This window comes from Pseudomonas sp. MYb193 (assembly GCF_002966775.1).
GTDB lineage: Bacteria > Pseudomonadota > Gammaproteobacteria > Pseudomonadales > Pseudomonadaceae > Aquipseudomonas > Aquipseudomonas paracarnis.
This window is the reverse complement of record NZ_CP023269.1, coordinates 451,065-476,404: the sequence shown is the minus strand read 5'-3', so window position 1 is coordinate 476,404 and position 25,340 is coordinate 451,065. Positions and strand designations below refer to the sequence as shown.

The window sequence follows — 25,340 nt, the reverse complement described above, 5'->3', positions numbered from 1 at the left end:
GCTAGTCTTCCTGGGTTACCCGCAGCAACTCATCCACGCTGGTCAGCCCTTCAAGCACGCACCGACGACCATCCTCGAACAAGCTGCACGAGTACCGCCGTGCCTCGGCCAGTAGTGCCTGCTCACTGGCCCCCTGATGAATCAATGCGGACAGTGCCGGCGTAACCGTGACCAGTTCGTAGATACCGATACGCCCGCAGTAACCCTGGCGGCAGTTTTCGCAGCCCGCAGCCTTGAACACACGCGGCGCCTGGGCAGGATCGAGCCCCAGCCGACGGCACACCTCGGCATCGGCCAGCACGGCGGTCTTGCAGTCCGGGCACAACGTGCGTAACAAGCGCTGCGCAAGTACACCCACCAGGGAGGAAGCCAGCAGATAAGCGTCTACGCCCATATCCACCAGGCGAGTGACGGCGCCAATCGCGCTGTTGGTGTGCAGCGTCGACAGCACCAGGTGCCCGGTGAGGGAAGCCTGAACGGCAATTTCGGCGGTTTCACTGTCCCTGATCTCGCCCACCATCACCACGTCCGGATCCTGGCGCAGGATCGCTCGCAAGCCACGCGCAAACGTCATGTCGACCTTGGGGTTGACCGGCGTCTGGCCGATGCCCGGCAGGTGATATTCAATCGGGTCTTCCACCGTGAGGATGTTGCGGGTCTGGTCATTGAGATGGGCCAGCGCGGCATACAAGCTGGTGGTCTTGCCCGAACCGGTGGGGCCGGTCACCAGGAAGATCCCGTGAGGTTTGCCAAGCAATTGATGCAACTGACTGAGGGTACTCGGCGACATCCCCAGGCGCGCCAGTTGCAGGCGCCCGGCATGCTTGTCGAGCAGGCGCAGTACCACACGTTCGCCGTGAGCCGAAGGCAAGGTGGATACCCGTACGTCCACCTCATGCCCTGCCAGGCGCAGCGCCATGCGGCCATCCTGCGGCACACGTTTTTCGGCGATATCCAGGCGTGCCATGACTTTGACTCGCGACACCAGCAAGGTCGCCAGCTCACGCCGTGGCCGCAGCATTTCGCGCAGTTGCCCATCAACGCGCATGCGTACTACCAGCGTGTGCTCGAAGGTTTCCAGGTGGACATCCGAGGCCTTTGCCCGCACGGCCTCACTGAGCAATGCGTTGATCAACCGAATGATCGGCGCATCCCCTTGCTGCTCCAGCAGGTCGGCCGTTTGCGGCACCTGGTCCACCAGGCTGAACAAGTCCAGTTCCTCGTCCAAGCCTTGGGCGACCTGCTCGGCTGCCGCCTGCCCCTCGCTATAAATCCTCGCCAACGCCAGGGCAAACGCTTCGTCAGTCACCAGGCGCGGCGGCAGTTCTTGCTCACACAGGCGCAGGGCCTCGGTAATCGCGCTCAATGGCGTAGCGCCACGGACGATTAAATGTCCATCGTCGATCAGTACACCGAAACGCCGGGCAAACCCGAAGGGCAATGGCTTCATTGGCTGCCCCCGGGACGCTGGCGCACGTCGAACAATTGCGCCGCTTCGTCGGGCAATTGCAGGGCGCCAGGTGGACGCTCGCCGCGCAAGTCCTGATAGCGTTCCTGGCTGAGCCTGGACAAGTCCTGGCCACTGCGTACGATCGTCGGGCGCAGGAAGACCATCAGGTTGCTCTTGACCTGGGTATCACGGCTCCAGCGAAACAACGCGCCCAGGTAAGGAATGTCACGCAACAGCGGCACACCGCTGGCCTGCGTTCGTACGCTGTCCTTGATCAGGCCACCGATCACGATGATCTCGCCATCATCCGCCAGAATCGTGCTTTTGAGCGCGCGCTTGTTGGTGATCAGGTCAGAGGAGTCGACGCCGGCGACCGCAGGCGCGATATCGGAGACCTCTTGCGCGACTTCCAGGCGCAGGGTCGAGCCCTCGTTGATATAGGGCTTGATCTTGAGGCTGATCCCGACGTCCTTGCGCTCCACCGTAGTGAAGGGATTATCCGCACCGCTGCTGTTGGTCGCGTAGGAGCCGGTCTTGAACGGCACGTTCTGACCGACGATGATTTCCGCCTCCTGGTTGTCCAGGGTCAGCAGGCTCGGCGTCGATAACAGGTTGCTACGCGTGTTGCTGGCCAGGGCGGATACCAACGCACCGAATCGATCGCCACCCAGCTTGAGCAGGGCCCCCTCCGGCGCTGCGGTTTTATCATCGAACTTGAGCGCGTCAAGGATCGGGATACCAGTACCGGGGAAGTTCACAAGCCCTTGGCTGCTACCGCGATTGAACGACCATTGCACCCCCAGTGCCTCGCTGATATCACCGCTGACTTCAACGATGGCGGCGTGAATCAATACCTGGGCGCGCGGCTGGTCCAGCTCGCGCACGATGCCCTCAAGGGTGGCCAGTTGTACCGCTTCGGCAACGACCACCAGGGCATTCTGGCTTTCATCGGCCCTGACCATGAAAGGCGCGTTGGCCGTCGATTCTTTCAGGGCTGCGCCGGAAGGTTGGGTTTTCATCCCTTGCCCCATGGAGTCCAGCACCTCGGCCAATTGCTTCGCGTCGCTGTAGCGCAGGCGGATGACGCGGGCATTGTCCAGGCGGGCGGGCGTCGCCGTATCCAGGCTACGCACCAGTTGTACCAGGCGCTGGCGCGCAGCCGCCGTGCCCACGATCACCAGCCGGTTGCTACGCGTATCGGCCAGGACCTGGATGGGGCTGTCGGCACTCTGCTTGCCGATGGACGCCTCCATCAGGCGCGCAATATCTGCCGCCACACCATGCTGCAAGACCACCAGTTCGTGCGCATTCTTCGCACCGGAATCCAACTGCCGGACGACATCGCCAATACGACGCACATTGCGAGCGGTATCCGTGATCACCAACGCATTGGCTGATACCGAAGGACCGACGTAACCGTTGGCCGAAATCAATGGCCGCACCAGTCCCGCCAGATCTGCTGCGTTGCTGGCCCCCAAGGCAATGACTTGAGTGACGAACTGCTGTGCAGCCGATACCTGCGCGTCGGCATCACCGGCCTGGCTTTTGGCCTGGGCTGCCGGAATGATGAGCAACTGGTCGCCTTGGTCGATCACCGTAAAATCATGGGCATCGAGCACACTGTAAAACAGTCGTCGCACACCCTCGCGATCCAACGCCTGACGCGACACCACGCTGATGCGCCCCTGGACTTTTGGGTCCAGGATCACCGTGGTGTCGAGGATACTCGACATCTCCTCCACGACATCGCGCAGCTCGGCATCGTTCATCGCCAACTGCCAGCGTTGCTCTGCTGCCAACGACTGCCCGGCATACCACAACATGCCTAGCATCAACGCCCCGACAGCGCCTTTCAGGGTACTCATGGGCCTAGTGACTCCTGGTTTTTTCGACCGTAGGCCGTAAATGAACGGTGGCTGTCGGGCTCTGCGCCTGCGCAAGCTGAAGAAATCGCCCTATGCTTGCCCTGTGCAGGTTCAGCGACTCTTCACGCCCCTGGCGCCACAACACCACCTGCGCCGTCTCGATGCGACGCAGCACGCTGCCTCCCGGCAAGCGCTCGCCGGTGCGATAAAACCGTGCCCCGTCAGGGCCGTCCAACAGCGCGCGTGAATCGCTGTCGTTGGCAACCACAATGGCCCGCAGTGTCAGCGGCTCGGTACTGCTCAAGCGGCTGCCTTGGGTCGCCAGGCCAAACACTGTCGCCACTGCAAGGGTATTGAGCGTGCCAGCTTGCGGTGCCGCGGCCACGGGCACAGGCGCCGTCGGCACAGATGTAATCGACGTTTGGCGCAACTGCCATTCTTGATAGGCAAGCGTGAGCCCATAGCTCAAAGGCAATAGCAGCAACAATACGGTCGGCTTCATAGCGAGAAATCAAAACCTTGAAACAAATAGCATCAAGTAACAGAGGCCCATGAAAGTCCTGACCACGGACCAACCTAGAGGCGCTATCAATCAATGCAGCCTGTTTAAAAAAAAGTATTCATATAAGAAAAAACACCCAGGCAAGTTCGATACGACTTGCCTGGGCTTAGTCGATTAATGAATCAAAGTTGATCCCACGCCGTCTGCCAGTGATGGCCTACCCCCGGTTCGAAGCCGTTGGCAGTGGGCAGGTATTGTTTGCAGTAACCCGACGCAGGGAACGGTTTGCACTCATAAACTTCACCCGTTTTCGAATGCAATACGCGGGTACCCGCTTCGTAGCTTGCCAGCCCTTCAGGGAAGACGAAGTGATAGTCCTTCGCCCCGCCTTCACCCGTCAGGTTCACAGGTTGGGTGTCCTGGCGCGTGGTACGTCCATCGACCGTGGTGCCCAGCAGCGTCATATGATGCGTGCCCGGCTCGCTACGCACGTCCATTTCCAGCCAGTTGCTGTAGCCCTGCGCGAGGGCCTTGAGCGTGCCGACCGACTTGTTGTTGGCATCGAACAGCGTGGCTTCGACGTTCATGTCGCGGTTGGCGATCATGGCAAAGCGTACCTTTGCGCGGCCCTTGTCCAATACGTACTCGCTGGCGATTGCGGACAACGCCATGCGCGCCTGCGTGTCCTCCTTGACGTCCAGGGTCAGTTCATAGCGAATAACGCCGCTGTCCTTTTGAGCGAACAGATTGTTGCTGCCTTTGACAGGGGCAATATTGCCCTGCTCATCGCGAATGCCCGCCTGGATCAGGGTCTGGGACTGATTGACCTTTTCAGCCAGCTTGAACGACCAGTTCTGCGGTTGACCCTCGTCGACGCTATCAATCGTGATTTCAACCGAATAGGCCGCGCTCTCGCCACTAGCGGTGAAAGCCCGGGCCTTGACCTTGTCACCCACCAGCAGCGTAGCGGATGGCGCGATGCTGCCAACGGCGCTCCAACCGCCCGGCAACTCGGGCTCCGCCAGGATGTTTACATCGACCACGTTATAGAAGGCCGCGTCGGTATCACCGACCGTCCAGACGCCGAGGATCACATGTGGCCCACTCTTATCCTGGGGGATCACACAGGCATGCTTGTCGCCACTGACGGGAAGCACATTGCCACCATCCACCGCACAGAATGGCGTACCGTCAAACGATGCACGCTTGAGCGGTTCGTTGGGGTTCCAGCCATTACGGGTAATGAAATACTCATGTTTGGTGGCCGGGTGCGCTGCCGTGTATTTCCAGTCGAAGTTGATGTTTCTGTCTTTGATTTCGGTCTGGTACCAACGATTGGCGGATTGGGCGTCCATGGCCGAGAACAGGCCGATACCACCGCTGGCGATCTTGCCGTCCACAGGGCCCTGCAACGGAGCACCGCCTACACCGGCGGGAAACCCTTTGAAGGTTTCACCCACACTTTGCGGCTCGTATTGCGCGCCGCCGCAATCTTTGTTCAGGCCTTTCTGGCACTGGAAGGCGCGTGAAGGTGGATCATTCAGATAACCATGCGCCTGTGCACTCTGAGCAGGTATCAACAATGCACTTAACAACGCCAGCGAAGAAACACCGCCCCAACGTGACAGGTCTTTTTTAATCATTAAATTCGAGCCCTACTTAACCAGACAATAAAACCCACATCCGAAAATATGGAATACGTTTTTTAGGTTTCTGTACTACGAGCGGGATCGAATTTTACGGATAGAGAAATTAATTAATGTAGGAATAGTTGAATATTACCAATCGAATTCTCTCAAAAAACAAAAAACACCACGTAAGAGCAGGAATAGTCCTACGCACTTAAATAATTTAAACGAACTGTGGCCAGGCGATTAGACATCCGCCCAGCCATAAACAGTTTATTCAAGGTATCAGTGACAACATCACCCTCTTATTGCAAGAGGGTGATGACATAAAGCCTTGGGACTACACGTGATATTGCGCGGACAACTCATGCACCGCCTGCAGGAAAGCCCCGGCATGCTCAGGATTCACTTCAGGCGTAATGCCATGACCCAGGTTAAACACATGACCGGTGCCCTTGCCATAGCTGGCCAGGATGCGTCCAACTTCGGCGCGGATCGCTTCTGGCTTGGCGTAGAGCACGGTCGGGTCCATATTGCCTTGCAGGGCAACCTGGTTGCCGACGCGACGGCGCGCTTCGCCGAGGTCGCAGGTCCAGTCCAGGCCCAATGCATCGGCGCCCGCGTCAGCGATGCTTTCCAGCCACAGGCCGCCGCCTTTGGTGAACATGATCACCGGAACCTTGCGGCCTTCGTGCTCACGGATCAGGCCGCTGACGATCTTGCGCATGTAGGCCAGGGAGAACTCCTGGTACGCCGCCGCCGACAGGTTGCCACCCCAGGTGTCGAAAATCTGTACCGCTTGGGCACCCGCCATGATCTGGCCGTTGAGGTAGGACGTGACCGACTGCGCCAGCTTGTCCAGCAACAGGTGCATGGCTTGCGGGTTGTCGTAGAGCATGGCTTTGGTCTTGCGGAAGTCTTTCGACGAGCCGCCTTCAACCATGTAGGTGGCCAGGGTCCATGGGCTGCCGGAGAACCCGATCAGCGGCACGCGGCCGTTGAGCTCGCGGCGGATGGTGCTCACAGCATCCATCACGTAGCCCAGGTCTTTGTGTGGGTCAGGGATCGGCAGGGCTTCGATATCGGCCAGGGTGCTGACGACTTTCTTGAAGCGCGGGCCTTCGCCGGTTTCGAAGTACAGGCCTTGGCCCATGGCATCCGGGATGGTGAGGATATCGGAGAAGAGGATGGCCGCATCCAGTTGTGGGTAGCGGTCCAGCGGCTGCATCGTGACTTCGCAGGCGAACTCCGGGTTCATGCACAGGCTCATGAAATCACCGGCGTTGGCACGACTGGCGCGGTATTCCGGCAGATAGCGACCGGCTTGACGCATCATCCACACCGGGGTGACGTCTACGGGTTGCTTGAGCAGGGCACGAAGGAAACGGTCGTTCTTGAGGGCAGTCATGTCGGCATCCGCAAAAAAAGTGCGGGCATTTTCTCAGAGCGCGACGCAAAAGGCACGGAATGCACCGTGCCTTTTGTCTATCGGGTCAATTTGTCGCGGCGGCTGGCATTACACATCTCAATGTGAAACGAGGTTTATGTGGGAGCTGGCTTGCCTGCGATGGCGGCGGTGAATTCACTATTGCTATCGCAGGCAAGCCAGCTCCCACAGTTGACCCTGTTTCAAATCAGACTTGCAGGTAGTCCAGGATGCCTTCGGCGGCGTTACGGCCTTCGAAGATCGCGGTGACCACCAGGTCCGACCCGCGCACCATGTCGCCACCGGCGAAGATCTTCGGATTGCTGGTCTGATGCTTGTACTGGCCTTGTTCCGGGGCCACGACACGGCCCTGACTGTCGGTCTGGATTTCGAACTGCTCGAACCACGACGCCGGGCTTGGACGGAAACCGAAGGCGATGACCACGGCGTCGGCCGGGATGATTTCTTCGGAACCCGGGATCGGCTCGGGGCTGCGACGGCCACGGGCGTCCGGTTCGCCGAGACGGGTCTCGACCACCTTCACACCTTCCACACGGTCTTCACCGACGATGGCGATCGGCTGGCGGTTGTAGAGGAATTTCACGCCTTCTTCCTTGGCGTTCTTCACCTCTTTGCGCGAGCCGGGCATGTTGGCTTCGTCACGGCGATAAGCGCAGGTCACCGACTTGGCGCCCTGGCGGATCGAAGTACGGTTGCAGTCCATCGCGGTGTCACCACCGCCCAGCACCACGACCTTCTTGCCCTTCATGTCGACGAAATCTTCCGGCGACTTTTCAAAGCCCAGGTTGCGGTTGACGTTGGCGATCAGGAAGTCGAGCGCGTCATACACGCCCGGCAAGTCCTCACCGGCGAAGCCGCCCTTCATGTAGGTGTAGGTGCCCATGCCCATGAACACCGCATCGTATTCGGCGAGCAGTTGCTCCATGGTGATGTCTTTGCCGATTTCGGTATTGAGGCGGAACTCGATACCCATGCCGGTGAACACTTCACGACGGTGGCTCAGTACGGTTTTTTCCAGCTTGAACTCGGGGATACCGAAGGTCAGCAGGCCACCGATTTCCGGGTTCTTGTCGAACACCACCGGGGTCACGCCGCCGCGCACCAACACGTCGGCACACCCCAGGCCCGCCGGGCCCGCGCCGATGATCGCGACGCGCTTGCCGGTCGGCTTGACCTTGGACATGTCCGGGCGCCAGCCCATGGCGAACGCGGTGTCGGTGATGTACTTCTCCACCGAACCGATGGTTACCGCGCCGAAACCGTCGTTGAGGGTGCAGGCACCTTCACACAAGCGGTCTTGCGGGCACACCCGGCCGCAGACTTCCGGCAGGGTGTTGGTCTGGTGCGACAGCTCGGCGGCGGCGAGGATGTTGCCCTCGGCCACCAGTTTGAGCCAGTTGGGAATGAAGTTGTGCACCGGGCACTTCCATTCGCAATACGGGTTACCGCACCCCAGGCAGCGGTGGGCCTGGTCGGCCGAGTGCTGGGGTTTGAAGGGTTCGTAGATTTCCACGAACTCTTTCTTGCGTTGACGCAACAGTTTCTTCTTCGGATCTTTGCGCCCGACATCGATGAACTGGAAGTCGTTATTCAGACGTTCAGCCATGTTAAAACCTCATCAAACTGTTCAGGCGCATATCACTGCGGGTTGGCACGGATGCTGGAAAGCAACGATTTCAGGTTGGCAGCCTTGGGCTTGACCAGCCAGAAACGACGCAGGTAATCATCGAGGTTTTCGGCGAGGTTACGACCCCATTCGCTGCCGGTTTCCTCGACGTACTCGTCCAGCACGTGCTGCAAGTGGTTCCGGTAGGATTCCATGGCTTCGCCGCTGATCCGCTGGATCTCGACCAACTCGTGGTTGACCTTGTCGACGAAGGTGTTGTCCTGGTCGAGCACGTAGGCGAAACCGCCGGTCATGCCCGAACCGAAGTTGTAACCGGTCTTGCCCAGTACCGCGACAAAGCCTCCGGTCATGTACTCGCAGCAATGATCGCCAGTGCCTTCCACCACGGTGTGAGCACCGGAGTTACGCACGGCGAAACGCTCACCGGCGGTACCTGCGGCAAACAGCTTGCCACCGGTGGCGCCGTACAGGCAGGTGTTGCCGATGATGGCACTGTCCTGGGTCTTGTACACGCTGCCAGCCGGCGGAACGATGACCAGTTTGCCGCCAGTCATGCCCTTGCCCACGTAGTCGTTGGCGTCGCCTTCCAGGTACATGTGCAGGCCGCCGGCGTTCCACACACCGAAGCTCTGGCCCGCAGTGCCCTTGAAGCGGAAGGTGATCGGCGCTTTCGCCATGCCCTGGTTGCCGTGCTTGCGCGCGATTTCGCCGGAGATGCGTGCGCCGATGGAACGGTCGCAGTTGCAGATATCCAAGGCGAATTCGCCACCGCTGGCGTCGTTGATCGAGGAGCCGGCCATTTCGACCATTTTCTCGGCCAACAGGCCTTTGTCGAACGGTGGGTTGCGGTCCACCTGGCAGAACTGTGGCTTGTCTGCCGGGATGTGATCGCTGCCCAACAGAGGGGTGAGGTCCAGATGTTGTTGCTTGGCGGTCTGGCCTTCGAGGATGTCCAACAGGTCGGTGCGACCGATCAGCTCTTCCAGCGAACGCACGCCCAATTTGGCCAGCCACTCACGGGTTTCTTCGGCGACGTAGGTGAAGAAATTCACCACCATGTCGACGGTGCCGATGTAGTGATCCTTGCGCAGTTTCTCGTTCTGAGTCGCCACGCCGGTGGCGCAGTTGTTCAGGTGGCAGATACGCAGGTATTTGCAGCCCAGGGCGATCATGGGCGCAGTGCCGAAGCCGAAGCTTTCGGCGCCGAGGATCGCGGCCTTGATCACGTCGAGGCCGGTTTTCAGGCCGCCGTCGGTCTGTACTCGCACCTTGCCGCGCAGGTCGTTGCCGCGCAGGGTCTGGTGGGTTTCGGCCAGGCCGAGCTCCCACGGCGCACCGGCGTACTTGATCGAGGTCAGCGGCGAAGCGCCGGTGCCGCCGTCGTAGCCGGAGATGGTGATCAGGTCGGCATAGGCCTTGGCCACACCGGCGGCGATGGTGCCGACGCCGGCTTCCGCAACCAGTTTCACCGAGACCAGGGCCTGCGGGTTGACTTGTTTGAGGTCGAAGATCAACTGCGACAAGTCTTCAATCGAGTAGATGTCGTGGTGCGGCGGTGGCGAAATCAAGGTCACGCCCGGTACGGCGTAACGCAGCTTGGCGATCAGACCGTTGACCTTACCGCCTGGCAATTGACCACCCTCACCCGGCTTGGCGCCTTGGGCCACCTTGATCTGCAGCACCTCGGCATTCACCAGGTACTCCGGGGTCACCCCGAAACGGCCGGTGGCCACCTGCTTGATCTTCGAGCTTTTGAGCGTGCCGTAGCGCGCCGGGTCTTCACCGCCTTCGCCGGAGTTGGAACGCGCACCCAGGCGGTTCATGGCTTCGGCCAGGGCTTCGTGAGCCTCGGGCGACAAGGCGCCCAGGGAAATACCGGCGGAGTCGAAGCGCTTGAGGATCGACTCCAGCGGCTCGACTTCGGCGATGTCCATCGGCGTGCCCAGGGTCTTCACCTTGAACAGGTCGCGGATCATCGACACCGGGCGGTTATCCACCAGGCTCGTGTATTCCTTGAACTTGGCGTAGTCGCCCTGCTGCACAGCGGCTTGCAGGGTGTTGACCACGTCCGGGTTGTAGGCATGGTATTCGCCACCGTGCACGAACTTGAGCAGGCCACCTTGCTGGATCGGCTTACGCGCGCTCCAGGCTTCGGCGGCCAGGGCTTTTTGCTCGGCTTCGATGTCGACGAAACGCGCACCCTTGATGCGGCTCGGTACGCCACGGAAGCTCAGCTCGCAGACTTCCTCGGACAGGCCGATGGCTTCGAACAACTGAGCACCACGGTACGAGGTGACGGTGGAGATGCCCATCTTCGACAGGATCTTCAGCAGGCCCTTGGTGATGCCCTTGCGGTAGTTCTTGAACACCTCATAGAGGTCGCCCAGCACTTCACCGGTACGGATCAGGTCACCCAGCACTTCGTACGCGAGGAACGGGTAAACCGCCGAAGCGCCGAAACCGATCAGCACCGCAAAATGATGCGGGTCGCGGGCGGTGGCGGTTTCCACGAGGATGTTGGAGTCGCAGCGCAGGCCTTTTTCGGTGAGGCGGTGGTGCACCGCACCGGTCGCCAGGGACGCGTGGATCGGCAACTTGCCAGGCGCAATGTGGCGGTCGGTCAGTACGATCTGGGTACGACCGGCACGCACGGCTTCTTCAGCCTGGTCAGCAACGTTACGCACTGCGGCTTCAAGGCCCAGGCTCTCGTCGTAGTTCAGGTCGATGATCTGACGATCGAAGCCCGGACGCTCCAGGGTCATCAGCGAGCGCCATTTGGCCGGGGAAATGACCGGCGAGCTGAGGATCACGCGGGAGGCATGCTCAGGCGATTCCTGGAAGATGTTGCGCTCGGCGCCGAGGCACACTTCCAAGGACATCACGATGGCTTCACGCAGCGGGTCGATCGGCGGGTTGGTCACCTGGGCGAACTGCTGGCGGAAGTAGTCGTACGGCGTGCGTACGCGCTGGGACAGCACGGCCATTGGCGTGTCATCGCCCATGGAGCCGACGGCCTCGTAGCCTTGCTCACCGAGCGGGCGCAGCACCTGGTCGCGCTCTTCGAACGTGACCTGGTACATCTTCATGTACTGCTTGAGCTGGTCGACGTCATAGAAAGCCGAACCGTGGTCGTTGTCTTCCATGGTCGCCTGGATGCGCAGGGCGTTCTTGCGCAGCCATTGCTTGTACGGGTGACGGGACTTCAAGCGGTTGTCGATGGCGTCGGTGTCGAGGATCTGCCCGGTCTCGGTGTCCACGGCCAGGATCTGGCCAGGGCCTACACGGCCTTTGGCGATCACGTCTTCAGGCTTGTAGTCCCACACGCCGATTTCCGAGGCGAGGGTGATGAAACCGTTGGTGGTGGTCACCCAACGCGCCGGGCGCAGACCGTTACGGTCGAGCAGGCACACCGCGTAGCGGCCGTCGGTCATGACCACGCCGGCCGGGCCGTCCCACGGTTCCATGTGCATCGAGTTGTACTCGTAGAACGCACGCAGGTCCGGGTCCATCGTCTCGACGTTCTGCCACGCTGGCGGAATGATCATGCGCACGCCACGGAACAGGTCGATGCCGCCGGTGACCATCAGTTCGAGCATGTTGTCCATGCTGGAGGAGTCGGAACCCACGCGATTGACCAGCGGGCCGAGCTCTTCGAGGTCCATCAAATCGTTGGCGAACTTGGTGCGACGGGCCTGGGCCCAGTTGCGGTTGCCGGTGATGGTATTGATTTCGCCGTTGTGGGCGAGAAAGCGGAATGGCTGGGCCAGCGGCCATTTCGGCAGGGTATTGGTGGAGAAGCGCTGGTGGAACACGCAGATTGCGGTTTGCAGGCGCTCATCGCTCAGGTCTGGATAGAAGGCGGTGAGGTCCGCCGGCATCATCAGGCCTTTATAAATGATGGTCTTGTGGGAAAAGCTGCAGATGTAATGGTCGGTGTCGGCGGCGTTGAGCACCGACGAACGACGACGGGACGTGAACAGCTTGATCGCCATGTCCTGGTCGCTCAGGCCATCGCCGGCGATGAACACTTGTTCGATCTGCGGCAGGCGCTCCAGGGCCAGGCGGCCGAGTACGCTGGTGTCGATGGGCACTTTGCGCCATCCGACAATTTGCAGGCCGGCGGCGGCGATCTCGCGGTTCATGTTCTCGCGAGCGGCTTCGGCTTTTACCGGGTCCTGGTTGAAAAACACCATGCCCACGGCGTACTGCTTGGGCAGTTCGACCGCGAATTGCTCTTTGGCGACAGCGCGCAGGAACTGGTCGGGCTTTTGAATCAGCAAGCCACAGCCGTCACCGGTCTTGCCGTCGGCGTTGATCCCACCGCGGTGGGTCATGCAGGTCAGGGCCTCGATGGCCGTTTGCAAAAGGGTATGACTGGGTTCGCCCTGCATGTGGGCTATCAGGCCGAAACCGCAGTTATCCTTGAATTCATCGGGTTGGTACAGACCTGCTTTCATAGACACTTTCTCACCAGGCTGCCTCTTTTACCGAGGCAAATTTCTTTTCAATTCAACCGGTTACCTTCCACGCCGAACGTACGCCGGCTTAGCGGGGGCAAAAGGGAGGTCATTGTACACACCGACACAGACGCTCACAAATTTAGCGACGAAATGTCGCAAATCTATGTCGCATTTATGAAAGGTTTAAAGCGATATGCTGTGCTAGTCAAAACTTTTTTAATTCTGACCGCTACGACTCAAAAGCCACTGTGACGCAGACACCACAAAGCGCGCGGTCTCGGGAGACTGCACGCACTTGCGGATTTTTTTGAGGTGCCGGGAGGGCGGCCTGGGTAAGGCCGCCGGATCTTCAGCGAGTTGCTGCCAGTTCTTGTTGAACGCTGGCAACAGTGCGAGGCCAAGGTTTACCAGCCTGAACCTTCGCTGGCAAGGCCTTGATGGCAGAATCGGCTGCGGCGCGGCTTGGGAAGCTGCCGTAGGTGATCACGTAGAGAGGCTTGCCGTTGAGCACTTTCTTGAAATAACGGTACTGGCCGCCCTGCTCTTTGACGAACGCCTGGGCGTTGGCTTCGGAGCTGGTGCCCAGGATCTGCACCACAAAGTTACCGGTAGGCTGGCTGCTGTACCAGCTGCTGCCAGCAGCGCCGGCCTTGGCAACCGTGGCGGCTGGTTTTTCCGCAGGCTTGGCGGCCGGGGCTGGTTTGGCGGCTGGCGCTGGTGCGACAGGCTTGGTCACCGGAGCAGGCTTGGCGGTAGCAACGGTGGGCGCCGGCGTCGGCTTGGCGACCGGAGCAACCGGCGTCGCTGGCACACCGGCCGGTACGCCTGCAGGTGGCGCGGTGGTGGTCACGGTCGGCGGCGTGGCGCTGGAGCCTTCCACCGGCACACCGTCGTCGCCTTCGGAGATGCCACCGGCTTCTTCAGCCAGAGGGCCGCGCATCACAGGTTGGCCGACCATCGGCAGGTTGGTCGGTTGGCCGGAGTTGGCAAATTCGACGTTTGGCGTGGGCTTGCCCAGTGGCAACTGCGCCTGTTCGGTTGGCGCGCCAGTGGTTGTCGGTGCTTTGTTGCGGCCCGGGATCAACCAGGCGGCGGCAACAGCGACCACGACAACGGCGGAAATAGCCAATACGTGCTTCTTAGGCATAGTGAACCCCATCTTTGGACGCTTGACCGCAGAGCGGCTGGCAATCATGGCTTCGATCATGGCATCGCGGGCAACCTGGTTGATGTTTCCAGGCCAGCCATCGGAGCTTTCGTGAATATCAGAGATCTGCGCAGCGGTGAAAAGTTCGATACCCGCCCCGGCGCCTTCAAGACGTTGTGCCAGGTATTCGCGGGTTTCTTCCTCTTCGTACGGCTGCAACTCGATGACGTGAAACAGCTCCTGCTCACCGCTGATCTGCTCCAGATCGGCGATCAACGACGACTCACCGAACAGGAACACATGCGGGCGACCTTCCGGCGTACCCGCTGCCAGCGCCAGCAAGGCTTCCAGGGCCGATTCGTCGAGCTGCTCGGCGTCGTCTACCAGCAGGTAGACTTCCTGGCCGGTCAGGCCCAATTGCACCACCTGCTTGAGAATCGCGTTCGGCTCGGCGTTGGAGACGTTCAACGCTTGCGCCACCTCGCGCAGTACGCCGGCCGCATCACCGGCACCGCGGGCCGATACCACCACGCTCTGCACCGATTGTTTGTTGGTGCTGGCCACCAGCGCCTGGCGCAGCAAGGTCTTGCCGCTGCCCAGAGGGCCGGTCACCACCAGCAGCAACTGGCTGTAGCGCGCGAGGTGATGCAACTGCCCAAGTACCGGCTTGCGCTGGGCGGGGAAGAACTTGAAACCCGGCACCCGTGGTGCGAAGGGGTCGTGGCTCAAGTGATAATGGCCGAGGAACGCCTCGTCGGCATGCAAACTAGTCATCGGGTCTTATTAACCTTTGAGCTGGGCCAGGGCGCGGTAATCCGCTCCCAGCGTGGCCTGTAGAATCTCTTTTGGATAATCGTCGGTCACCACGGCTTCGCCGATGTGGCGCAGCAGTACCAGTCGAAGTCGACCGTCGATCACTTTCTTGTCTATCGCCATATGTTCAAGGAAATCCGCCTCGGTCATCTCCGTGGGCGGAACGACCGGCAAACCGGCACGCTGGAACAGGCGGATACCGCGATCGCGCTCTCGGGCGCTGATCCAGCCCAGGCGCTGCGACATATCCAATGCCATCACCGTACCAGCCGCCACGGCCTCCCCATGCAACCACACACCATAGCCCATGTGAGTTTCGATCGCATGGCCGAAGGTGTGGCCCAGGTTCAGCGTGGCCCGCACGCCGGACTCGCGCTCGTCGGCATTGACCACCAGCGCCTTGGCCGCGCAAGAGCGGGAGATCGCTTCGGTCAGGGCTACCTGATCGAGGGCGCGCAAGGCGTCCATGTGTTCTTCCAGCCAGGTCAGGAACGGCTCATCGCAAATCAGGCCGTACTTGATGACTTCCGCCAGGCCCGCCGACAGCTCGCGCGGCGGCAAGGTGTTGAGGGTAGCGGTGTCGATCAGCACAGCCTGAGGCTGGTAGAACGCACCGACCATGTTCTTGCCCAACGGGTGGTTGATACCGGTCTTGCCGCCCACCGACGAATCGACCTGGGACAGCAAGGTTGTCGGCACCTGGATGAAATCCACGCCGCGCTGGTAGCAGGCCGCGGCAAACCCGGCCATGTCGCCAATCACACCGCCGCCCAGGGCGACCACAGTGGTTCGACGGTCATGGCGTGCGGTCAGCAGGCCGTCAAAGATCAGTTGCAGGGTTTCCCAGTTCTTGTGGGCTTCGCCGTCAGGCAACACCACGGAGATCACCGAGTACGCCGCCAGGCTGCGGCTCAGACGCTCAAGATACAGCGGCGCGACCGTTTCGTTGGAGATGATCGCCACCTGTCGGCCGGCAATATGCGGCGCAAGCAGTTCGGGCTGGTCCAACAGACCTGCGCCAATGTGGATCGGGTAGCTGCGCTCGCCTAGATCGACCTTAAGTGTCTGCATGTGTCCCCGCGTTGAAGATGTATTAACGACCGGCACTGTCGACCTCTCGACACCGCCTGGTGGCTCTACGCCATACCTTATAAGGTCATGGCGCGCCGCCGAGAATAGCGCATTTCGGGCCAGGCTTTAACGGGGTGGCAACCGTTGCAGGCGCTCAAGGATGTCAAGTACGACCATCCGAGGTGGCCGCTCATCGGTTTCCACCACCAGATCGGCGATTTCCCGATACAGCGGATCGCGCAGCGCCAGCAGGTCCCGCAGGGTTTTCGCCGGGTCGGCGGTGCGCAGCAACGGGCGATTGCGATCACGGGCGGTACGGCCCACCTGCTGTTCGACCGACGCGTGCAAATACACCACCCGACCACCGGCATGCAGCGCCCGACGGTTTTCATCGCGCATGACGGCGCCACCACCGGTCGCCAATACCACGCCATCGCAGCCGCACAGCTCGGCAATCATCGCCTGCTCGCGGTCACGAAAGCCCAGCTCGCCTTCTTTATCGAAGATCCATGGGATATTGGCGCCCGTGCGCAATTCAATTTCCTTGTCGGAATCTTTGAACGGCAGGCGCAGCTCTTTGGCCAGCAAACGGCCGATGGTGCTTTTTCCAGCCCCCATCGGCCCTACAAGAATCAAATTTCGCACAGAATCAACGACTCACAGCAATCGCCTGGTTATTCATGATACGCGGAGTCAGGAATACCAGCAGCTCGGATTTTTTCTCCGCCAGCACATCGCGCCGGAAAAGGCGGCCAAGATACGGCACATCGCCCAAAAATGGCACTTTATCTACCACTTTGCTTTGGGTGTTGGAGAAAACCCCGCCAATGACGATGGTCTCGCCATCCCTGACCAGAACCTTGGCGTTGACCTCGTTTTTCTTGATCGGCGGCACGTCATTGAGTCGGTTCAGGTAGTCGGGCTCATCCTTGGTGACCTTGACCGCCATGATCACATGGTCGTCGGGGGTGATTTGCGGCGTGACTTCAAGCGACAGCGAGGCCTCTTTGAACGACACCGAGGTGGCACCCTGGGAGGTGGATTCCTGATAAGGAATCTCGGTGCCTTTGAGGATGCGTGCAGTCTCTTTGTCGGAGGTGACGACCTTGGGCTGCGAGACGATCTCACCGTTGCCGGTTTTTTCCATGGCGGTCAGCTCAAGGTCCAGCAACAGGTTGTCGGTGATATAGGCGATCCCCAGGCCCGAGGTTCCGGCCAGCGACCCCAAGTCGACAAAGGGTGAACTGGGTGGGTTTTGCGGCAGCTCGGCACCCTCCGCCAGCGGCTTGCCAATACCGCCAACGCCGCTGTTGCCGCGGGTGAGCCGCCCACCCCAGCGCACACCCAGGCTTTTGTCGTAGTCGACATTGGCCTCCACAATCCGTGCCTCGATCATGACCTGGCGTACCGGGATATCCAGCTGCGCCACGATGCGCCGCAGCTCTTCGAGCCGCTCGCCAGTCTGGTAGGCGATGATGTTGTTGGTGCGGTCATCCACTGCCACCGAACCGCGCTCATCGGTGGCGCCCTCAAAGCCGGTCACCGACTGAAACAGCTTGGCCAGGTCGGCGGCCTTGGCGTAATTGACCTGCAGCAGCTCCCGACGCAAGGGCGCCAGCTCGGCCATCTGCTTGCGCGACTCCAGCATCAACAGCTCGCGAGCAGCCAATTCATCGGCGGGCGCCACCAGCAGCACGCCCGCCTTGACTCGCTTGTCCAAGCCCTTGGTTTGCAGTACCAGGTCCAGAGCCTGGTCCCAGGGCACATCCTTGAGCCGCAGGGTGATCGAGCCCTGCACCTCATCGCTGGTCACCAGGTTGAGCCCGGCGACATCGGCAATTTGCTGCAAGACCGCGCGCAGGTCGATGTCCTGGAAATTCAGGGTCAGCTTGGCGCCTGTATAGCTGACCGGCTGGGCACTGTCGGGTGGCGGCAGCTGGATAAGGTCCAGGCGATTGGGCACAGCAGCAGCCATCGGTGCCGTGAACGCTATCCATAGCGCCACACCGAAGGACGAGAAGGTCCTTTTCATTGTTTGATTCCGTTATGAGTTGACGTTCAGCACAAGGGTTCGCGGGCGTTCCAGCCAGGCGCCCTGTCCATCGGGAAACAGCTCCACCAGCTCGACAGCAGCGTCTTGAATGGCCGTGACCTGGCCATGGTCCGGCCCCAGGTAATCACCCACCGCCAGCCGATACACCCTGGCCCCAGCCCGCAACAAGGCAAAGGCCTGCGCACCACGGGACAAGGTGCCGACCATTTCGAACTGATCGAGGCGCATACCCTCCAACAGTCCCCGTGGCCGGGTGAAATCCGGGGCAAGGGCCGGGCGGCCCGGAACGTGCGGTGCCTGCAAGGCGGGCGGCGTGAACGGGTCGCGCAAGGACGAGGGTTCGTAGACAAATTGCGGCCCTGGGTCGAGCACCTGACGGGCCTTGCCGGTGTGCAGGGTGCTGCGATAGGTCTTGGCGAGCATGTTCAGACGTAACAAGGCACCCTGATGCCCGAGCGCAATATCCTGCACGGTAACGACCCGCGGCAACCCACCCAAGGCACTGACAAACGTCGCCAGCTCGTGATAAACCCCGGAGGCGCTTATCTGCATGGGTTGTTCGATATAAAGCTGCCGAGGCGCTTCATCCAGCACGGTGATGCCTTCGACCCACACCCCATGAACAGCCGCCAGCCGGGCGATGTCTGCCAGCACGGCAGGCACCTCGGACTCGCCGGGCAATTGCCCTAGAAGGCTGGCAAGATTGTCTTCCATGCTCCGGACTTGCCGGGTGCGCAGCTCAAGGCTCGCGGCCAGGCCGGTCTTTTCTGTGAATTGCTGCTGCAGCGCCTGCTCCCGCGCCTCAAGCCCGTGCAATCGCTCCCGCTGCGGCCCCCCATGCAAAACCTCGCCTAGCGCCAGCACCAGGCCGGCCAGCGCACAGCCAAGCAGCACCTTGCCCGGCAGGGACCATTTGGCAGCGTTGTAAAAGAGCGTGGAAAAATCGAGCCTGGGCAGGCTCATGGTTGCGCCTCGATGGACTCTCCCTGGCGCACCATCAGCTGGAATTCACTTTCGCCGCGTGCACCTTCGGCTTGCACGCGCTGCAGACGGGTCGAACTGGAGCCGTGGATTGGCTTGAGCTGCTGCATCAAACGGGCGATATCCTGGTTGCTTTCTGCCGTGCCGCGAATGCTGATGGTGTCGCCGTTCGCAACCACCTCATGCAGATGGACACCTTCAGGCACCGAGCGAGCCAATTGCTCGAACAATCGGGCCCCGGAGGAGCGGGCATCGTGCAGGTCCTGAACCACCTTCATGCGTTCGGCCAGTTGCTGGCTTCGCGCCTGCAAGTCGTCGATGGTCCTGATCCGCGAGTCCTGGGTAGCGATGTGCTCTTCCAGGCGGCTGTTGCGGCTTACCTGCCGGTCTATTGCCTGGTCGATCACTTGATCAGCCAACCACAGTGCCGCGAGCGCCACGCAGGCAAACGCCAGCAATAGCACCAACAGGTATTTGCGCCTGCGCTCCGCGAGGGCCTGGCGCCAAGGCAAAAGATTGATTCGTGTCATCCAGCGAAACTCCTAAGGGCCAGCCCGCAAGCCACTCCCATCCCTTGGGCATCCAAGGCCCATTGTGCACCATCGACTCTGTGACCCGGCGTGAAGCTGGCAAAATCCTGAAGGCAAGCGCGCTCCAATGCAAACCCTTCTACATCGACCACCCGCGGCACCAGCCCCGCCAGGGCCAAAACCGCCTCGCGCGCTTCGACCTGCTCACGCAGGCACGCCGCCAGCATCACCTCTACCCACTGCGGGCCTTGAGCCGATGGCCCTTGAACCTGAAAGTCGATGGCCACCTCGTCCAATGGATAGGGGATGAACTGGTCGGCTTCCATCTGGATCTTCCAGGCCATTTCCTCATCACTGAGGCCGGCGTCCATGTCAATCAGCCGGGTAATTACCGACGGGCCCGCAACCGCCACGGCGGCGTACCGGGCCGAGGTACCCAGGCGCGACAGTGCCTGTTGCAGCATACGGCCCACACCCTCAAGGTCCAGCAAGGTGCCGTCCACCACCGCCTGGGGCGGCAGCATTTGCATAACGTAGCCCTGGACGCTGAAACCGCCTGATGAACGGCCCAGTTCGATCAGCTTGATGCAGCTGTCATTGATATCGACCCCCAACACCGTGTCGACTTTTCGCCTGAAAAATCCCTTTCCCATAAAACTCCCCAAAACTTTCCCTGTCATACCGGCTGTCATCTCGCCTGATTGCTGCCAGGCACCTTGCATTCGGTCGGCTTGTTCAAGGCACGCGAATGACGCCCCAAGCCGAAAAATGCTTTAATGCCCAGCGTTTTTTCCCGCTTTTTATCTGCTGCCCGGGTCGATCCATCGTTTGCCATGCATGCCCCGACGCGTAACTCTTTCTTTTCTCTGGAAATCCAAAAGCCTTGATTCGTCTGCTGAAGTTTTTCGGGTACTCCATTGTCGCCATCGTCTGCGGGCTGCTGCTCGTGTTCAGCGGGGCCTACCTCTACCTTAGTCCGGGTTTGCCCTCCGTAGAGGCCCTCAGAAGTATCCAGTTGCAGATTCCTTTGCGGGTCTACAGCAGCGATGACAAGTTGATCGCGGAGTTCGGCGAAATGCGCCGCACACCGATCCGTTTCGCCGATATTCCACCCAATTTCATCAGCGCATTGCTGTCCGCCGAAGACGATAATTTCGCCAACCACTACGGCGTAGACCCCAGCAGCCTGGTGCGTGCAGCCACACAACTGGTAAAAAGCGGACATATTCAATCGGGCGGCAGCACCATCACCATGCAGGTGGCGAAGAACTTCTTCCTCACCAGCGAGCGCAGCTTTTCCCGCAAGGCCACCGAAATCCTGCTGGCGCTGCAGATCGAACGCCAGTTGACCAAGGATGAAATCCTCGAGCTGTACGTCAACAAAATCTACTTGGGCAACCGCGCCTACGGCATCGAGGCCGCGTCCCAGGTCTATTACGGCAAGTCGATTCGTGACGCCAGCCTGGCGCAGATGGCGATGATTGCTGGCCTGCCCAAGGCACCTTCGCGCTTCAACCCGCTGGCCAACCCGGCGCGCAGCAAAGAACGCCGCGACTGGATCCTGGGCCGCATGTACAAACTGGGCAAGATCGACCAGGCCGCTTATGAAAGTGCCGTAGCCGAGCCGCTGAACGCCAGCTATCACGTGCCGACCCCAGAAGTGAATGCACCCTATATCGCCGAAATGGCCCGCGCCGAGATGGTTGGCCGTTATGGCAGCGAGGCCTACACCGAAGGTTTCCGCGTCACCACGACGGTGCCGAGCAATTTGCAGGAAATCGCCAACCATTCGGTACATGAAGGCCTGATCACTTATGACCAGCGTCACGGCTACCGCGGTCCCGAGTCGCGCCTGCCGGGCAAGACCCTGAGTGCCTGGACCACCGAATTGGGCAAACAGCGTTCGATCAGCGGCCTGGACCCGGCTATCGTTACCCAGGTATCCAAGGACGGCATCCAAGTGCTGACCCGCTCTGGCGAAGCCCATGTAGCCTGGGACAGCATGAAGTGGGCACGCCCGTTCCTGAACACCAACAGCATGGGCCCGATGCCCAAGCAGCCATCCGACGTGGCCCAAGTGGGTGATTTGATCCGCGTGCAACGCCAAAAGGATGACAGTCTCAAATTCAGCCAGGTGCCGCTCGCCCAGGGCGCCCTGGTGTCCCTGGACCCGCAGAACGGTGCGATCCGCGCACTGGTCGGCGGCTTTGCCTTCGAGCAGAGCAACTACAACCGCGCCACCCAGGCCAAGCGCCAGCCGGGCTCCAGTTTCAAGCCGTTTGTCTACAGTGCCGCGCTGGACAACGGCTACACCGCCGCCAGCCTGGTCAACGACGCGCCAATCGTGTTTGTCGATGAATATCTGGACAAGGTCTGGCGTCCGAAGAATGACACCAACACGTTCCTCGGCCCGATCCGTATCCGCGAGGCGCTGTACAAGTCACGCAACCTGGTGTCGATCCGCCTGTTGCAGGCGATGGGCGTAGGCAAGACCATCGACTACATGACGCGCTTTGGCTTCGCCAAGTCGGACCTGCCGCCAAACCTGTCCCTGGCCCTGGGTACCGCGACCCTCACGCCGATGGAAATCGCCACCGGCTGGAGCACCTTTGCCAACGGCGGCTACAAGATCGCGCCGTACCTGATCGACAAGATCGAAAGCCGCAATGGCGACACCCTGTTCACCGCCAACCCGCCACGGGTACCCGGCGACGTGGTCAATGGTGTGGCCGCGACCGACGGGCTTGCGGTACCGAGCAACGGCGGTATCACCATCGAGGCGACGCCAGGCACACCGTCGGCCGCAAACGCCGGCGCACCGGCCGAACCGCAAGCGCCAGCGGTTGCCGAGCGCATCGTGGACGGCCGCACTACCTACATCCTCAACAGCATCCTGCAAGACGTGATCAAGAAGGGCACCGGCCGCCGCGCACTGGCCCTGGGCCGTGCGGATATCGCTGGCAAGACCGGTACCACCAACGAGTCCAAGGACGCCTGGTTCTCCGGCTACAACGGCGACTACGTGACCACCGTGTGGACCGGCTATGACCAGCCTGAAAGCCTGGGCCGCCGCGAGTTTGGTGGCACCGTCGCCCTGCCGATCTGGATGAGCTACATGGGCGCAGCGCTCAAGGACAAGCCGCTGCACACCCAGCCAGAGCCAGAAGGCATCCTCAGCCTGCGCATCGACCCGATCAGTGGCCGTGCGGCTTCACCGAGCACGCCGAATGCGTACTTCGAGCTGTTCAAGAGCGAAGATACACCGCCATCGGTCAACGAACTGGGCAACGGCGCAGTGCCGGGCAGCCCGCTGCCGGCGGATGAAGGTGCGCCGATCGACCTGTTCTGACGGGAGCTGCGGCCTGGCACAGACCTAATGTGGGAGCAGGCTTGCTCCCACACTTGGATCCGCACAAGACTCGAGTGAATCGCCAGCCACAAAAAAGCCCCGACTGATCACTCAGTCGGGGCTTTTTTTGCGGGTGTGTCTACAACGGCTTAGCCGTTGAACACATCATCCACGCTTTGCAGCGGGTAGTTCTTTGGATACGGCAGGGTAGCCACACCAGTCTCGATAGCGGCCTTGGCCACGGCATCGGAGATCAGGGTGATCAGGCGCTTATCCATTGGTTTCGGAATGATGTACTCACGACCGAATTCCAGCTTGGCGCCACCGTAGGCGTCACACACATCCTGAGGTACCGGCAGCTTGGCCAGTTCACGCAGGGCGTTGGCAGCGGCCACTTTCATTTCTTCGTTGATGCGCTTGGCGCGAACGTCCAGGGCACCACGGAAGATGAACGGGAAGCCCAATACGTTGTTGACCTGGTTCGGGTAGTCCGAACGGCCGGTGGCCATGATCACGTCGCTGCGAGTGGCGTGGGCCAGTTCAGGAGAGATTTCCGGATCCGGGTTGGAGCAGGCGAACACGATAGGGTTCGGCGCCATGGATTTGAGGCCTTCAGCGCTCAGCAGGTTCGGGCCGGACAGGCCAACGAACACGTCGGCACCGTCGAGGGCGTCAGCCAGGGTGCGCTTGGAGGACGGATGGGCAAACATCGCCTTGTACTGGTTCAGGTCGGTGCGCTCGGACTGAATCACGCCCTTGCTGTCGACCATGTAGATGTTTTCCAGCTTGGCGCCCATGCTGATGATCAGCTTCATGCAGGAAATGGCCGCGGCACCGGCGCCCAGGCAGACGATTTTCGCCTCGCCCAGGGTTTTGCCAGCAATTTCCAGGGCGTTGATCATGCCGGCTGCGGTAACGATCGCGGTGCCGTGTTGGTCATCGTGGAATACCGGAATGTCGCACTGCTCGATCAGGGCCTTTTCGATCTCGAAGCACTCAGGTGCCTTGATGTCTTCCAGGTTGATGCCACCGAACGTGATGGAAATGCGCTTGACGGTGTCGATGAACGCCTGCGGGCTTTCGGAATCGACTTCGATGTCGAAAACGTCGATGCCGGCAAAGCGCTTGAACAGCACGCCCTTGCCTTCCATGACTGGCTTGGAAGCCAATGGGCCGAGGTTACCCAGGCCCAGAATCGCGGTGCCATCGGAAATCACTGCAACCAGGTTGCCTTTGCCGGTGTACTTGTACGCCAGCTCTGGGTCACGGGCGATTTCACGTACGGGTTCGGCAACACCAGGGCTGTAGGCCAGCGACAGGTCGCGGGCAGTGGCAGTGGCTTTGGTGAGCTCTACACTCAGCTTTCCTGGACGAGGATGGGCATGGTATTCGAGAGCGGCAGTTTTCAAATCAGACATATCGGCATTCCGCTTTTACTGTTGGTCGACGGACCGCCGAGGATACGCGTGTCGTAAAGTCCCTACAAGACTGGGCAGTCACAGGTGTCAAGGGCCCTGGGCTACGACTTTTGGCCAAGAGCCACGGGATACAAGGGCTCAACTGTTCACAATCGAAATAAAAAATGTCTACAATTTTTTATTCAAAGCGCCGATTTCAGCATGCCGGGGTCGGTTATTGGCAACAGCCAGCGCGCTTGGCCTTTTTTCAGGCCGCCACGGCGGGCCCGATCCTGCACCCAACCGCGCGCCTCAAGGGTGCGGCCTTGCAGACCATCGAGCATGGCCGTATCGAACTGGCTGATCAGCTCGGGCGCAATACGCAATACCAGTGAACCCTGCAGTTCAATCCAGATTCCACCGCGATTGCGCTCGATCTTGCTGACCCGACCGGCCACCAGGGCAAACCCGGAGCGCTTGAGACTCGCCACGCTTTGCACCGGCGATTGGCGCCACAGGCCAAGCCGTGCCTGGCGGGCGCTGTTTTCGGCCGCCTGCTGGCAGGCAACCAGGTCTATATTCGGCGCCACGCCCACTTGGTACCCCAGGCCCTCGGCCAGCAGTTGCGCCTCCAGATTCTCGCCATTGGCGCCGTAGAGGTGAGCCAGGGTGCGCCCGTAATGGTCTTTGGCTTCGCGCCCCGCCACCAGGCCGACACGCCCATCGCTGGCCTTGACCAACGCCTGCAGGCGCTGGCGGGCGGCGACAGCGAATGGCTCGTCAGGGCGGCCCTTCTTGCCGGTTTCCGGCGCGTTGAGGCCGATCATGCGCACGCTGCGACCGTCCTTGAGGCGCACCGTGTCGCCATCCACCACACGCTGTACCTCGACGCGGACGACGGCTGCCGGCGCGGGGCAGAATGCATCGGCCTGAGCGGTCGCCAGCCAAATCCCAGGCACAAAAAAGGCGCCCACAAGGGACGCCTTTTTCAACAGCAGGTAAAAGCCCATAAGGCTCTTG

16 protein-coding genes and 1 pseudogene are annotated in these 25,340 nt (G+C 60.8%); 1 reads left to right on the top strand and 16 read right to left on the bottom strand.

Going from position 1 to position 25,340, the window contains the following annotated elements:
• Window position 1: 1 nt before the first annotated feature.
• From gspE to pilM, 14 genes and pseudogenes are all read right to left on the bottom strand, one after another.
• Window positions 2–1,450: a type II secretion system ATPase GspE gene (gene gspE / locus CLM72_RS02090; protein ID WP_105225488.1), complete on the bottom strand. Its 1,449-nt coding sequence runs from the start codon at window positions 1,448–1,450 to the stop codon at window positions 2–4.
• Entirely contained in the window at window positions 1,447–3,315 is a 1,869-nt protein-coding gene (gspD, locus tag CLM72_RS02085) for a type II secretion system secretin GspD (RefSeq protein WP_105225487.1), read from the bottom strand. The genes gspE and gspD overlap by 4 nt, the downstream gene beginning before the upstream one ends.
• A 4-nt stretch (window positions 3,316–3,319) precedes the next feature.
• A complete protein-coding gene (locus CLM72_RS02080; RefSeq protein ID WP_105225486.1) occupies window positions 3,320–3,817 on the bottom strand; it encodes a type II secretion system protein N in 498 nt (165 codons plus the stop codon).
• Window positions 3,818–3,999: 182 nt separating this feature from the next.
• Window positions 4,000–5,460, bottom strand: coding sequence for an N-acetylglucosamine-binding protein GbpA (gene gbpA / locus CLM72_RS02075; RefSeq protein WP_105225485.1), 1,461 nt, complete (start codon window positions 5,458–5,460; stop codon window positions 4,000–4,002).
• A 325-nt stretch (window positions 5,461–5,785) separates the two neighbouring features.
• Window positions 5,786–6,853, bottom strand: a complete 1,068-nt coding sequence (gene hemE / locus CLM72_RS02070; RefSeq protein ID WP_078731230.1) for a uroporphyrinogen decarboxylase — start codon at window positions 6,851–6,853, stop codon at window positions 5,786–5,788.
• Between the two features lie 226 nt (window positions 6,854–7,079).
• Window positions 7,080–8,498 (bottom strand): FAD-dependent oxidoreductase, encoded by a 1,419-nt coding sequence (locus CLM72_RS02065; RefSeq protein WP_046070563.1) that lies wholly within the window; start codon window positions 8,496–8,498, stop codon window positions 7,080–7,082.
• A 32-nt stretch (window positions 8,499–8,530) separates the two neighbouring features.
• Window positions 8,531–12,976, bottom strand: a complete 4,446-nt coding sequence (gltB, locus tag CLM72_RS02060; protein ID WP_105225484.1) for a glutamate synthase large subunit — start codon at window positions 12,974–12,976, stop codon at window positions 8,531–8,533.
• Window positions 12,977–13,328: 352 nt separating this feature from the next.
• A complete protein-coding gene (locus CLM72_RS02050) occupies window positions 13,329–14,900 on the bottom strand; it encodes an SPOR domain-containing protein (protein WP_105225483.1) in 1,572 nt (523 codons plus the stop codon).
• Window positions 14,901–14,909: 9 nt separating this feature from the next.
• Window positions 14,910–16,010, bottom strand: a complete 1,101-nt coding sequence (gene aroB / locus CLM72_RS02045; protein WP_105225482.1) for a 3-dehydroquinate synthase — start codon at window positions 16,008–16,010, stop codon at window positions 14,910–14,912.
• 126 nt (window positions 16,011–16,136) lie between these two features.
• Window positions 16,137–16,655 carry a shikimate kinase AroK gene (gene aroK / locus CLM72_RS02040; RefSeq protein WP_003187914.1) on the bottom strand — a complete coding sequence of 173 codons (519 nt, stop codon included), beginning with the start codon at window positions 16,653–16,655 and terminating at the stop codon, window positions 16,137–16,139.
• Between the two features lie 4 nt (window positions 16,656–16,659).
• A pseudogene (locus CLM72_RS02035) lies at window positions 16,660–17,916 on the bottom strand (type IV pilus secretin PilQ); the annotation flags it as partial.
• Between the two features lie 138 nt (window positions 17,917–18,054).
• Window positions 18,055–19,026 carry a pilus assembly protein PilP gene (locus CLM72_RS02030; RefSeq protein ID WP_105225480.1) on the bottom strand — a complete coding sequence of 324 codons (972 nt, stop codon included), beginning with the start codon at window positions 19,024–19,026 and terminating at the stop codon, window positions 18,055–18,057.
• A complete protein-coding gene (locus CLM72_RS02025; protein ID WP_105225479.1) occupies window positions 19,023–19,574 on the bottom strand; it encodes a PilN domain-containing protein in 552 nt (183 codons plus the stop codon). The genes CLM72_RS02030 and CLM72_RS02025 overlap by 4 nt, the downstream gene beginning before the upstream one ends.
• Window positions 19,571–20,227 (bottom strand): type IV pilus biogenesis protein PilM, encoded by a 657-nt coding sequence (gene pilM, locus CLM72_RS02020; RefSeq protein ID WP_105229068.1) that lies wholly within the window; start codon window positions 20,225–20,227, stop codon window positions 19,571–19,573. The genes CLM72_RS02025 and pilM overlap by 4 nt, the downstream gene beginning before the upstream one ends.
• 233 nt (window positions 20,228–20,460) lie before the next feature.
• Between pilM and CLM72_RS02015 the strand changes: the two genes are divergently transcribed.
• Window positions 20,461–22,923: a penicillin-binding protein 1A gene (locus tag CLM72_RS02015; protein WP_371920464.1), complete on the top strand. Its 2,463-nt coding sequence runs from the start codon at window positions 20,461–20,463 to the stop codon at window positions 22,921–22,923.
• 149 nt (window positions 22,924–23,072) lie between these two features.
• On the opposite strand, the gene CLM72_RS02010 is transcribed toward CLM72_RS02015, so the two are convergent.
• The gene (locus tag CLM72_RS02010; protein WP_005784034.1) at window positions 23,073–24,341 is read right to left on the bottom strand and encodes a malic enzyme-like NAD(P)-binding protein; all 1,269 of its coding nucleotides are present in this window, start codon (window positions 24,339–24,341) and stop codon (window positions 23,073–23,075) included.
• 182 nt (window positions 24,342–24,523) lie between these two features.
• Window positions 24,524–25,330 (bottom strand): thermonuclease family protein, encoded by an 807-nt coding sequence (locus tag CLM72_RS02005; RefSeq protein ID WP_105225477.1) that lies wholly within the window; start codon window positions 25,328–25,330, stop codon window positions 24,524–24,526.
• Between the last annotated feature and the right edge of the window lie 10 nt (window positions 25,331–25,340).